Annotated in this window: 6 protein-coding genes and 2 tRNA genes; 5 read left to right on the top strand and 3 right to left on the bottom strand. The window is 68.5% G+C overall.

Going from position 1 to position 13205, the window contains the following annotated elements; translation table 11 throughout:
* Nucleotides 1-376 precede the first annotated feature (376 nt).
* Complete coding sequence (locus tag OXR08_RS17785) at nt 377-3760, top strand: S8 family serine peptidase (protein WP_267351907.1); 3384 nt, start codon at nt 377-379, stop codon at nt 3758-3760.
* A gap of 132 nt (nt 3761-3892) precedes the next feature.
* Here OXR08_RS17785 and OXR08_RS17790 read toward each other — a convergent pair.
* Nucleotides 3893-3968 (bottom strand) — tRNA-Thr (locus OXR08_RS17790).
* Nucleotides 3969-4115: 147 nt separating this feature from the next.
* Between OXR08_RS17790 and OXR08_RS17795 the strand changes: the two genes are divergently transcribed.
* Both OXR08_RS17795 and OXR08_RS17800 read left to right on the top strand, forming a co-directional pair.
* Nucleotides 4116-5378: a hypothetical protein gene (locus OXR08_RS17795; RefSeq protein WP_267351909.1), complete on the top strand. Its 1263-nt coding sequence runs from the start codon at nt 4116-4118 to the stop codon at nt 5376-5378.
* Nucleotides 5379-5458: 80 nt separating this feature from the next.
* Entirely contained in the window at nt 5459-10099 is a 4641-nt protein-coding gene (locus OXR08_RS17800) for an NAD-glutamate dehydrogenase domain-containing protein (RefSeq protein WP_267351911.1), read from the top strand.
* 87 nt (nt 10100-10186) lie between these two features.
* Here OXR08_RS17800 and OXR08_RS17805 read toward each other — a convergent pair whose 3' ends face one another.
* Both OXR08_RS17805 and OXR08_RS17810 read right to left on the bottom strand, forming a co-directional pair.
* Nucleotides 10187-10879 (bottom strand): hypothetical protein, encoded by a 693-nt coding sequence (locus OXR08_RS17805; protein WP_267351913.1) that lies wholly within the window; start codon nt 10877-10879, stop codon nt 10187-10189.
* Between the two features lie 293 nt (nt 10880-11172).
* Nucleotides 11173-11247: transfer RNA gene (locus OXR08_RS17810), tRNA-Gly, on the bottom strand.
* A gap of 130 nt (nt 11248-11377) precedes the next feature.
* Between OXR08_RS17810 and OXR08_RS17815 the strand changes: the two genes are divergently transcribed.
* Nucleotides 11378-12139 (top strand): hypothetical protein, encoded by a 762-nt coding sequence (locus OXR08_RS17815; RefSeq protein ID WP_112383880.1) that lies wholly within the window; start codon nt 11378-11380, stop codon nt 12137-12139.
* Nucleotides 12030-13205, top strand: a 1176-nt coding sequence (locus tag OXR08_RS17820; RefSeq protein ID WP_267351915.1) for a DNA polymerase Y family protein, incomplete at its 3' end; no start/stop codon positions are given. The genes OXR08_RS17815 and OXR08_RS17820, both read left to right, overlap by 110 nt.

Below are 13205 nucleotides of genomic sequence, written 5' to 3' on the forward strand. Positions count from 1 at the left end.
TGAAACCATGACGGCGTTTCCCACGCCCGGTCGCACCGGATAGAGGTCGCGCAAGCACGCCGAACGGCACGGGGAACGCGTACCGAGCCGCTCCCCTGCGCCAGTGCCTGCCCGACCTGCCGATCAACGTGATCGCGCCGGACAACAGGCGATCACCCGTTCCGGGGCGATGCCCGCAGCGCCCATTCAGCGCAAAAATCATTTTGGTTATAAAAGCCACAGTTCTGCAGAGAATGCCGTTACCGGCGCATTATCGATCCATTTTCGTTTGAAACTAACCAGTCCGGGTGTCAGCCTTCCGGACAGGCGAACCGGAAGCGTTCGTCATCTGGGGGTTTCAATGATCAAGTCGTGCAAGAGCGCAATCCTTTTCGCGGTGCTGTGTACCACGTGCCTCGTGTCCTCGCCGGTTCTGGCACAGACCGCACCATCGTCGCCACCGCCGCCGCCGGCGGGTGGCTATTATATGGCGAATGGCACCAGAACCGCGGACTATGCCGCCGCGATCGCGTCCTGGCGCAAGGATGCGCAGTTTTCCGTCGATTATTCCAAGGCCTATCTGGGCATGGAGCATGCCTATGTGCTGGGGCTCAGCGGGCGTGGTCAAACGATCGGCATCAACGACGCCGGGATACTGACCACCCACCCCCAGTTCCAGGGCGCCGGCAAGATCACCGGGCTGCGCACCGTGGTGCCCGCCGCCTATGGCAATGACGGCCTGATCAATCCGCGTCGCCGGTGGGAAGGCCATGGCACCCACGTCGCCGGCACCGCGGCCGGCAGCCGGGTCGCCGGCCTGCCCATGTTCGGCAACGCCTTCAACGCCAACATCTATTCGGCGACTGCCAATTTCGCGGCCGGCGACTTCCTGTGGTATAAAGATCAGGTGATCGACGGCACGCTGGTCAGCACCCCGCGGGAGAATATCGTCAATCTCGCCAGTACGGGCCAGGTTCGGATCATCAACAACAGCTGGGGCAGCGGCAACTCGCTGCCTTACGACGCGCCACTTGGCATCGTACGCGAGCAGTTCCGCCAGAATCTCGGCACCTTCTACGATCCCGTTCTGAAGAACGATGTGCTGGTCGTCTTTTCGGCTGGCAACGGCTTCGGCGTCCATGCCAGCGTCGATGCGGTCGCGCCGTTCTCGGATCCACGCCTGCGCGGCAACTGGCTGTCCGTCGCCAATTATCAGGGCAACCTCACCGCCGACCCCTCGACCAGCTTCTGTGGCCAGACGGCGACCTGGTGCGTCTCGGGACCAGGCAGCAACATCGTCTCGTCAGTTCCAGGCTATGAGTTCGACCGGCAAGGCATCCAGGCACAGTTCACCCGTGCCGCCTATCCGACGCTCTACGCAGCCACCACCGTCGCGGCCTTGCAAAGCGCGTCAGTCAATCGCTTCATAGCCGTCCTGAACGAGTATCTCGGCGCAAAGGAAGCAGCGCAGCGTTCCGGTGTAGCATTCGATGAAACCGCTGCGCGCCGCCGCGTTGCGCAGGAGGCGGTCGCCATTACCTTGATTGCAGGGAGCCGCCTGAACCTGCCCGATGGCGTGACGGCCAACTTGGCCGGCATATTGGCGGGTAATCTCGACATTCTGACGCCTGAATTCTCCAGCGCCGTGCTGGTTGAGGCGGACGCAATGATGGCCACCATGCTCGGCCGTTTCATCCGCTACACCGGCCCCAGCTATGCCGCCTATACCGGCACGTCGATGGCCGCGCCCAATGTTTCGGGCTTCGCCGCGGTGCTGATGGAGGCCTTCCCCGAATATAACACGCCGCTGATTTCCGATATCCTCGTGTCCAGCTCCAAGGATCTGGAAACGCCGGGCGTGGACCTGAAATCGGGCTGGGGCGCACCGCAGATGGAGGTGGCCCTGCGCGGTCCCACCGCCCTGCGCGCCGTGCGCGACGTCACGGTCGCGGCGGGCACGGTGGACGTGTGGAGCAACGACATCGCCGACGCGCGCACCCGCTATTCGGCAGAAGTGCTGCAGGCCTTTCCCAACGATATCGGCGGCCTCGTCAAGAAGGGCGGCGGCGAGCTGATCCTGACCGGCAACAGCGGCTATACCGGGCTGACCCGCGTCGAACAGGGTCTGCTGACCGTCAACGGCCAGTTGCGCAACTCGGCGCTCACCCTTGTTGCGGGCGGCACGCTGGGCGGCACCGGGCGGATCGCGACGCTGAACGCGACCGGCGGCACCGTTTCGCCCGGCGCGGCGGCCGGCGGGACCGGCACGCTGACCGTCGCGGGGAACGCCACGCTGGGCGCGGGCAGCCAGTTGCTGATCGATGTCGGCACCCCCGGCCAGTCGGACCAGCTGGCCGTGACGGGTGGGCGCCTGCAACTGAACGGTGGCACGCTGGCGCTGCGTGCCGCCGGCGGCCGGCCGCTCCTGTATGACGAACGCTACACCGTCGCCACCGCGACGGGCGGCGTCGCGGGCAGCTTCGCCACCCCGCAGGCACTCAGCGCGATCCTCTTCCCCAGCCTGTCCTACGGCCCGAACGCCGTCACCATGCGCATCGCCGCCGGCCGCTACGCCGACATCGTCTCCGCCAGCCCTGTCCAGACCGCCTATGCGCGCCTTCTCGACGGCAATCGCGGTGCCTATGCCAATCTGCGCGGCACCTACGACCTGCTCGACGTGCAGAACGCCACGACGATCCGCACCAGCCTGGAGGGTCTGGCCCCGCGCACCGAAACCACGAAGCGGGCGCTGGGCACCGCCGCGATCGACCATATGGCGCGCTTCTATCGCGACCGTCTGGCCGCGTTGCGGCCCGGCTCGGGCGGCGGCGGCACCGTGTCGATGATCGGTCGTCCCGTCGAGGTCGCGGCGAACGCGATCACCATGCCCGGCCAGCAGCAGATGGTCAGCGATGCCGGGTTGACGACGGTGCGCGAGGGCGCGCTGCCCGACACCATGTCGGCCTATCTGGCGGGCGGCTACATCAACGGCTCCAACGCCGCCATGCCCGCGACCAGCTTCGGCGATGCCCGTGAACGGTTCGACGGCATGTACATCGCCGCCGGTCTGGAGGGCGAGGCGGGCGAGCAGGGCACGCTCGGCTTCAGCCTGTCCTACACCGATCTCGACAGCCGCCGGCTGATGGCGCGTTCGGCCAGTGGCGAGCTGATCCAAGGCACGCTGTACGGCAAGCTGGGCGCGGTCGGCGGACCGATGCTGGATGCGCAGTTCAGCGCGGGCGTGTTCCAGGCACGCACGCGGCGTACCGGCACGCTGATCGGCACCACCTTCGACCTCGCCACGCGCGACAACGCGCTCGCGCTCTCCACCGAGGTCGGCGGCAGCTACGCCTTCGGCAGCGACAGCCTCCACCTCAGCCCCCGCCTCGCCCTGCGCGCCAGCCGCATCGACTTCACCCCCACCGGTGAGCGCGGCGGCGGGCCAGCCCTGCTGTTCCGCCAGGACCGCTTCGCCAGCCTGCAGGGCCGCGCCGGGCTTCAGATCGACGGCGACTCGCGCGGCTTCCGCCCGTTCGCCACCGCCTATTACGTCCACGATTTCGAGGATCGGCCGGGCGTGGTGACGGCGACACTGGCGGGCGGCACGGGCGCAACCGCGTCCTTCCTGGTGGCCGGGCAGGACCATGACTGGGCCGAGATCGGTGCGGGCGTCGCCTATGCCAGCGGTCCCGTCGAGTTCAGCTTGGGCGCCGATACGACGATCGGCCGCGACGATGTTCGCAATCAATCCTACCGCGGCGCGATGCGTATCCGCTTCTGACCCCGTTGGCGGCACGGATCACGGTCCGTGCCGCCACGATACCACGACCCACCAGCCGGTAAGCCACACGCCGGACCACGACGCTGTCCTCGCGGCAGCGATCACCTGATTTTGCGATGTCATGATTTTGGATGGTGCCGCTTACAGGACTCGAACCTGTGACCCCCGCATTACGAATGCGATGCTCTACCAGCTGAGCTAAAGCGGCCCATGCAATCGCGACCGGCTGGTATCCGGTCGAGGAGGCGGCGCTTAACAGGCCGGATCGCGGCTGACAAGCGGCTTTGGTCTTCACGCATCGTTTACCACGCCGGGTGCACAAGGGCGCTGCACGCTGAAGGGGATTCGTACCATCATGACCGCCGGGCCCGAACTGAACGATCCTGCCGTGGCAGAGGCGTGCGAAGGCGCCGTCGACGACGTCATGTTCGATCTGGGCGGCGATGAGCGCCGGATGCACGTTCGCGCCTATAATCAATGGGTGTCGCTGCTCCGCGGCCGCGCCTATCCCTCGATCGAGGATCTCAATCCCGCGGCCATCGCCGATTTCAGCGCCCATTCGGTGCTGCTGGACTTCACCCAGGCGGTGGAGGATCCCCACATCGCCTTTATCGGCCGCGCCCTGCGCGAGGAATGTGGCCTGGAGGTCACGCCGCGGCGCGTGGCGGAGGTGCCGGCCCGTTCGCTGTTGTCGCGCCTGACCGACCATTATCTGCAGATCATCGCCAATCAGGCGCCGATCGGGTTCGAGGCAGAGTTTACCAACACGCGCGGCCACACCACCATGTACCGGGGCATCCTGATGCCCTTCTCGTCGGACGGAACGACGATCGACTTCATCTACGGCGTGATCAACTGGAAGGAAGTGGCCGATCCGTTCGTCCAGGCGACGCTGGATTCGGCACTGGCCGCCGCGATGCACGCCGCCCCCGCCACGCCCAGCGTCGCGGCAACGGTGTGGGCGGATGGGCCCAGCGGCGCGATCGAGCCCATCGTCCCCGGCGATCCGGCGGCCGAGCCGGTCGAGCCGCTGACCGGGCCGCTGGGCAACCAGTTGACCCTGGCGCGCGAAAGCGCCGCGGCGGTCCGCGCCGCCGACACGCGCAGCCGCGCCGCCCTCTACCGTGCGCTTGGCCGCGCGCATGATTTCGGCCTGTCGACGGAAATCGACCCCGAGGGTTATGCCGGGCTGCTCGCCGATGCCGGGCTGACCGTACAGGCGCGCGCGCCGATGACCCCGATCGTGAAGCTGGTCTTCGGCGCCGATTACGACAAGACGCGCCTCGCCGAGTTTGCCGCGGTTCTGCAACATGCCCGCCGCCATGCGGTGCCCGCGGGCGCCCTTCCCGCCTTCCTGACCGAACTGGCCGGCGGGGTGAAGGCGATCGTCGCGGCGGAACGCGAGATGCGGGGGGCAAAGGCATCCGGCCCCGCCCCGCGCCCCGTTACCGAACGCCCCGTCATCGGCCGCGCCGCGCTCGATGGCGGCGCGGTGGCGATGCCCGGCGACACCGTCATCCTGGTTGCACGGGTCGGGGCGGACGGCATGCTGGAGATCGTCGGATCGGTACAGGATGACGAGGCACTGGCGGACCGTGTATTGCGAGCGGCAGACTGATTATTACGCTGCGGCGCAACATCTTTTCGCACTGCCGCAAGCCTTGAGTGCCGGGTAGCGGACGCGTAGGGCTTGCCACCATGGCATCGAACCCGTCGCAACCGCTCGCCGCAGCGATCGCTGCCCGCCTCGCCCCCCACCTGACGCGTGGCGCGCTTCCCGGAGAACTTCAGGGCTTTGGGCCCGATGAGGTGGCGAATGCCGCTGCCTTCATTGCCGCCGCGGCGGCAACGCGCAAACCCGGCTGCCCGGCCATCGCGCTGGAGGTGATCGCCGGCGACGACACGCATCGCCACATGCGCCTGGCCGTCATCAACGACGACATGCCCTTTCTGGTCGACTCGGTCGCCGCCGCGATCGGCGCGCAGGATCTGGCGATCGACCGTGTCATCCATCCGATCGTCCCCGTCACCCGCGACGCGCAAGGCCAGTTGACCGATATCGGCGCCGACAAGGCCGGTGCCACGCCCGAATCGATGATCTATCTGGAAATGGAGCGGGCCGATGCCCGCGACCGCCGCGGACTGGTCGACGATCTGTATGCGGTGCTGGCCGATGTCCGCGCGGCGGTGACCGACTGGCGTGCGATGCAGGCCGCCGTCACCGCCGATGCCGACCGGTTGGAAGCGGAGGGTGCCGGTGGCGAGGGGCCCGCCCTGCTCCGCTGGTTCATCGATGGCAAGCTGACGCTGCTCGGCCACGAACGCTGGTTCGCCGATGGCCGCCCCGGCGAAGCGCTGGGCATCGCCACGCTGGAGCGCAGCGTGCCGATCCTGGCGGACAGCTCCCGCCAACTCGCGCTGCAATGGTTCGCGGGTGGCGGCGAAGCGCCCCTGCTGCTGAAGTCCAACGCGATAGCCGCCGTTCACCGTGCCGTGCCGCTGGACCTGGTGGTGGTGCCGATTCGCGAGAATGGCGCGATCACCGGCCTGTCGATCCATGCCGGTTTGTGGACCTCCGCCGCGCTTGCCACCCCGCCCAAGGACGTGCCGATGCTGCGCACCCGCATGGCGGCGCTGGAGGCCAAGTTCGGGTTCGACCCGCGCGGCCATACCGGCAAGGCGCTGGCGCATGCCCTCACCGTGTTGCCGCACGACCTGATCGCCGCGTTCCAGCCGGATGCGCTGGAGGAACTGGCGCTGACCGCGATGTCGCTGGCCGATCGGCCGCGCCCCGCGCTGGTGCTCGTCCGCTCCGCGCTCGGCCGGCATCTGTTCGGTTTCGTCTGGCTGCCGCGTGACGACCTGACCACCGGCCGCCGCGTCGCGATCGGCGAGATGCTGGCGGAGGCGGCGCAGGGCCGCGTCCTCAACTGGTCGATCGCGCTGGAGGACGGCGTCGTCGCGCTGCTCCGCTACACCATCGACCTGCGGGGCGAGGGCCGCCTGCCCGATATCGAGCCGCTCGCCGACCGGCTGCGCCGCATGGTCCGCGGCTGGGTGCCCGATGTCGAGGCGGCGCTGGCCGAGCAATTGCCCGCGCCCCGTGCCGCACGTCTGGCCTTGCGCTGGGCGGACACCTTCTCCGCCAACTACCGCAACGTCAGCAGCCCGGCGGAGGCCGCCGCCGACATTCTGCGCCTCAGCGCGCTGGAAAGCCCGGCCGACCGCTCGGTCCGCCTGTTCCCCGCTGCACCCGGCGCCGAGCGGCAATTCAAGATCTACAAGCTGGGCGGCGCCCTTGCCCTGTCCGATGCGGTGCCGGTGCTGGAGAATTTCGGCTTCCGCGTCATCGGCGAACTGCCCACCCGGCTGGAGGACGAGACCGACGCCTTTGTGCACGACTTCGTGGTCGAGTCGGATGCCGGTGCCGACCCGAACGACGCCGCCATGCTGGAAGGCGCGATCGCCGCGGTGCTGGAGGGCAAGGCGGAGAACGACGCGTTCAACCGCCTGATCGTCGATGTCGGCCTGTCGCCGCGTGCGGTGGTGCTGTTCCGCGCCTGGTTCCGCTATCTGCGCCAGGCCGGGCTCACCTATGGCCTGGCCACCGTGGTCGATGCGCTGCGCCGTGCGCCCGCACTCGCCGCCGCGCTGGTCGATCGCTTCACCGCCGCGCATGACCCCGCCGGCGGCGGCGATCTGGCCGAGGCCGATGCCGCGATCGAGCGCGGGCTGGATGCTGTGTCCGCGATCGACGACGACCGTATCCTGCGCAGCATCCGCGACCTGATCGCCGCCACGCTGCGCACCAACGCCTTTGCCCCTGCCGCGGCGGAGGCGCTGGCCTTCAAGCTGGACAGCCACGCCATCCCCGGCCTGCCCGCACCGCTGCCGTGGCGCGAGATCTGGGTCTATTCCCCCCGTGTCGAGGGCATCCACCTGCGCGCCGGCCCCGTCGCGCGCGGCGGCCTGCGCTGGTCCGACCGGCGGGACGACTTCCGCACCGAAATCCTGGGCCTGATGAAGGCGCAGCGTGTGAAGAACGCGGTGATCGTGCCCACCGGCGCCAAGGGCGGCTTCTATCCCAAGCAGCTTCCCTCCCCCGCGATCGACCGCGACGCCTGGTTCGCGGAGGGCAAGGAAAGCTACCGCATCTTCATCCGCTCGCTGCTGTCGATCACCGACAACATCGTCGACGGCGCGGTGGTCCATCCCGAATCGGTCCGCATCCTGGACGGCGAGGACCCGTATTTCGTCGTCGCGGCCGACAAGGGTACCGCCACCTTCTCCGACGTGGCCAACGCCATCGCGATCGAACGCGGCTTCTGGCTGGGCGATGCCTTCGCATCCGGCGGCAGCCAGGGATATGATCACAAGGCGATGGGCATCACCGCCAAGGGTGGCTGGGTCTCGGTGCAGCGCCATTTCGCCGAGCGCGGGGTGGATGTTCAGGTCGATCCCGTCACCGTGGTCGGCTGCGGCGACATGTCGGGCGACGTGTTCGGCAACGGCATGCTGCTGTCCAGGGCGATCAAGCTGGTCGCCGCCTTCGACCATCGCCACATCTTCATCGATCCGACGCCCGACCCTGCGACCAGTTGGGAGGAGCGCGCGCGCATGTTCGCCCTGCCCCGCTCCAGCTGGGCCGATTACGATGCCTCGCTGATCTCGGAAGGCGGCGGCGTCTTCGCCCGCACCGACAAGCGCATTCCCCTCTCGCCCCAGGCGCGCGCCGTGCTCGGGATCACCGCAGAGGCGATGGAGCCCACCGCGCTGATCTCCGCGATCCTGAAGGCACCCGCCGACCTGCTCTGGTTCGGCGGCATCGGCACCTATGTTAAGGCCGCGTCGGAAAACAACGCCGCGGTCGGCGACCCCGCCAACGACCGGCTGCGCGTCGATGCCGAACAACTGCGCGTCACCGCGATCGGCGAGGGCGCCAATCTGGGCGTCACCCAGGCGGCCCGCATCGCTTTTGCCGGCATCGGCGGGCGCATCAACACCGACTTCATCGACAATTCGGCCGGTGTCGATTGCTCGGATAACGAGGTGAACATCAAGATCGCGCTCAACCGCGAGCTGATCGAGGGGCGGCTTGCCGAGGCGGATCGCAACGTCCTGCTCGCCGAGATGACGGACGATGTCGCGCATCTGGTGCTGGAGGATAACCGCCTCCAGACGCTGGCCCTGTCGATCGCGGAGGCGGACGGCGCCGCCGCGATGCCCAGCTATGTCCGCCTGATCGAGATGTTCGAACAATCGGGCCGTCTCGACCGCGTGGTGGAGGGGCTGGACGCGCCCGACATCCTGCTGCGCCGTGGGCAGGACGGGCATGGCCTGTCGCGCCCCGAGCTTGCCGTGCTGCTCGCCACCGCCAAGCTGACGCTGCAGGACGCGATCGAGACCGCAAAGCTCGGCACCGAGCCCGACCTCGCCCCCGACCTCTACGCCGCCTTCCCCCCCGCCATGCGCGCGCGCTTCGCCGACGCCATCGACGCGCACCGCCTGCGCGGCGAGATCGTCGCCACCAAGCTCGCCAACCGCATCGTCAACCGCCTCGGCATCCTCTTCCCCTTCGAAATCGCGGAGGAAGAAGGGGCCGGCATGGCGGACATCGCGGCGATGTTCGTGGTGGCCGAGCGTCTGTTCGATCTGCCGACGCTCTGGGCGGAGGTAGAGGCGACCGCGATGCCGGAGGCGGCGCGAATCGCGCTGTTTGAGGAGATCGCCTTCGTCACTCGCTCGCAGATCGCCGACCTGCTGCGCGTCACGCCGGCGGGTACCACCCCCGGCGCGGCACTCGACCGGCTGGCGCAGGGTCTTGCGCATCTCGACACGCAGACACCCAGCCTGTTGCTGGAGGAGGCGCGGGCGCAGAGCAGCCGCATTGCAAACGAGCTGGAGGCCAAGGGCGCACCGACGGCGCTTGTCCGCAAGGTCGTTCGTCTGTTCGAGCTGGACGGTGCGGTTGGCCTAGCCGATCTCGGTCGTCGCCTGTCGCTGGACGAGGTGGTGCTGGCCCGCGCCTTCACCCGTCTCGGCCAGGCATTGGGTCTGGACTGGGCGCAGGCCAATGCCGCGCGTATCACCCCCAGCGATCCGTGGGAGCGCCTGCTGATCGCCGGTCTGGCCCGCGATTTCCAGCAACTCCGGCTGGAATTCCTCGGCCGCCATGCCGGCATCGATCCGGAGGCGGCGGTGGAACAGTGGCTGGCCGCCCGTGCCAGCCGCGTCGGCCAGTTCAAGGCGGTGATCGACCGCGCCCGCAACGCTGCCCAGCCCAATGCGGCGATGCTCGCCCAGATCGCCGGCCAGGCCCGCGTCCTGCTGGGCCGCTGAAGCCGGCCGCGTCCCTGTTCCCCGCAAGGGCGGGGACGGGGACGCGGGGGAGCAACGATCTATCGCAGACGCCGACGAGCCGGTGGATCAGCCCGCGTCATGCTCCAGACGGCTGATCGTGGCACATAGTGCATCCGCCCCGCGGCGGTCGTCGCCGAACGGGATGACCGTCGTGTAGGTCATGCCGTTGCGCTCCAACTGGTAGCGGATTTCCAGAAACGCAGTCTCCACGGTGTGCGTGGTCGAACGCGATCGCCCGCCAAAGGTATAGCCACCGAACAGCCCGCTGCTCGATGCACCCCCCAATGTGAAGCGCCCGCCATGGCGCGTATTGGTGATCTGGGTCGCCTCACGCTCGACGCTGACGTTCGAGATCTGCGACGGGTGCAGCCACAATTCCTCGTAATTGGTCGACCGGTCGATCACCACCAGGTCGCCGCGCTGCGTCACCGCCAGCGCACCCGGCGCCCCTTGCCACCAGGATCGCCACTGCGACACGGCGGTCGGCACCGCCTGCACCGCGGCGGCGAGCCGGTTGGCGACGCCGCGATAGCGCACCGCGCGCATCGAGGAGAGAATCACCGCGTCGACGATCTTGATGACCACGCCTGCGATCAGGAACATGATGATCCCGCTGAAGAGCGCCTCACCCAGCCTGAAGCTCAACAGCGACGACAGCATCGGCAGGCCGACCAGCACCCCCAGGATGGCCAGCGGTACCAGCTTGCTGATCTTTTCGGTCTGTTCGACGCATGCCAGGGCGTCAGGATAGGATTTCATCCGTGTCGCCGTGGGTGCAACCGCAGTGTTCATCAAAGCCTCCCCGCATATGATGATCCCTGTGTACCGACTTATCCACGCGCGTTGAACCCTTGGGCTGGCGCGCAGCCGGGTCATGACGACGAATACGCAGAAAACGGCTCCGAAAGACTGCGGCGACCGCGCCCGTCTTCATGAAATTTCCGAGGAAACTCTGCGACATGGCAAAGCAAGACTATCGGTCGCCACGCTGTGACGCCGTCTGTGTTCGTTGCTGTTCGGTAAGGCTGCTTCGCTGCTTCATGGCAGCGAACTGGAGCGGGCGAAGGGATTCGAACCCTCGACCCCAACCTTGGCAAGGTTGTGCTCTACCCCTGAGCTACGCCCGCTCTGGCGTTCCGACCGGCGATGTTCCGGTGGGGTGGGCGGGCTATTAGCCGTGGGTTTTGAGTGTGGCAACCCCATTGTTGAACTTTTGTGGCTTGGCGAATGGATCAATAGAACATTACAAGAACATACGTGACCGACTCCGCCGCCCTTATCGCCCATCTGCGGCAACTGGCCAACGCCTCTTCCCATGAGGCGGCGGAGGCCGAGGCGCCGGATGCCTGGCTGGCGGACGGGCTGGCAAAGGGCCAGCTGCATGAAATCTTTGCCGTCGACGACGCCGACGGGGCCTGCGCGGCGGGCTTTGCGGTTGCGCTGACCCTGGCGGCGCGCGGCACGCCGCTGCTGTGGTTGCGCAACCAGGATACGGAGCGTGCCGCCGGGCGGCTGCACGGACCCGGGCTGATCGAGATGGGGCTGAACCCTGCCGCGCTGGTGCTGGCGGTGGTGGAGGACGATGCGGCCTTGCTCCGCGCCGCCGCCGATGCCGCGCGCTGCCCCGGCCTCGCGACGCTGATCGTGGAAGGCCGGGGCCGGATGCCCGGATACGACCTGACCGCGACGCGCCGGTTGATGCTGGCGGCCGAAGTGTCGGGCGTCACCATCCTGGCCCTGCGCGTCGATGCCGAACCCAGCCCCACCGCCGCGGCGACGCGCTGGGGGGTGACGCCGGCCCTGTCCGCCCGGCTGGAGGCGGACGCCCCCGGCGCCCCCGCTTTCGATGTGGAATTGCTGCGCCGACGTCGGGGGCCTGCCGGCACCCGCTGGCGCGTGGAGTGGAACCGTGACACGCAAAGCTTCGATCCCGCGCCGCTATCTGGCGCTTCACTTCCCCTGGGTGTCGATCGAGCGGCTGCGCGGATGCCGCCCGCACCTGTTCGTCGGCCGCGATGAGGCACCCGTCGCCTTTGTGGAAACGCTGGGCAATGCCGTGCGCCTCGCCGCGCTGGATCGCACCGCCACGTCGCTGGGGCTGCGTCCCGGACTGACGCTGGCCGATGCCCGCGCCCGTGTGCCCGAGCTGGAGGTGTTTCCCCACGACCCGCATGCCGATCTCGAATGGCTGGAGCGGCTGGCGGACGGTTGCGCGCGCTACACGCCGTCGATCGCGCTCGACCCGCCGCATGGGCTGATCCTCGACATCGCCGGCTGCACCCACGCCTTTGAGGGCGAGCGGCGGCTTGCACTGGATGTGGAGGAGCGGATGGCCCGTCGCGGCATCCTGGTGCGCCACGCATTCGGTGACACGCCGGAGGCGGCACGCGCACTCGCCCGCCATGCCGGCGGTCCGGCGCCGGACGAGGCGCGCGCGATCCGCCGCCTGCCCGTCGCCGCGCTCGAACTGGATGACGATGCGACTGCGGCGCTGGTCGCGGCCGGGCTGAAGCTGGTCGGTGACGTCATGGCGCGCCCGCTGTCCGCCATCGCCGCGCGCTTCGGGGCGGATGCGGCGACCGCGATCCGCCGGCTGGCGGGCGAGGCGGAGAGCCCGCTCACCGTCCGCCGGACCGTCGCCCCCATCAAGGTCGAACACCGCTTTGCCGAACCGATCGCCCGGACCGAGGATGTGCTGAGCGTGATCGGCGACCTTGTGGCGGAGGCGGGCCGTTATCTGGAGGAACGCCACCAGGGCGGCCGCCGGTGGGAGGTGCGGCTGTTCCGCGCCGATGGGCAGGTGCAACGGCTGCGCATCGAAACGGGGCACCCGACACGCGACCCGGCACTGCTGCTCCGCCTGTTTCGCGAGCGGATCGATGCGCTCGCCGATCCGCTCGATCCCGGCTTCGGCTATGACCTGATCCAGCTCGACGTCGCGCTCGCAGAACGCCTGGATGCCAGTCAGTTACGGCTGGAGGGCGGTGCGGTGCAGGCCGGCGAGGTGGCGGCGCTGGTCGACCGGCTGAGCACCCGCCTCGGCCGCAGCCGCGTACGCCGCATCGCCCCCCGCAACAGCCACATC

It is taken from the genome of Sphingomonas sp. GM_Shp_2 (assembly GCF_026540875.1).
In the GTDB taxonomy this organism is placed as follows: domain Bacteria; phylum Pseudomonadota; class Alphaproteobacteria; order Sphingomonadales; family Sphingomonadaceae; genus Sphingomonas; species Sphingomonas carotinifaciens.

What these genes read in the sequence shown, in the direction of transcription:
- OXR08_RS17795 (WP_267351909.1), top strand. Translation starts at nt 4,116, where the DNA reads ATGACCGCCGGGCCCGAACTGAACGATCCTGCCGTGGCAGAGGCGTGC.
- OXR08_RS17800 (WP_267351911.1), top strand. Translation starts at nt 5,459, where the DNA reads ATGGCATCGAACCCGTCGCAACCGCTCGCCGCAGCGATCGCTGCCCGC.
- OXR08_RS17805 (WP_267351913.1), bottom strand. Translation starts at nt 10,879, where the DNA reads ATGAAATCCTATCCTGACGCCCTGGCATGCGTCGAACAGACCGAAAAG.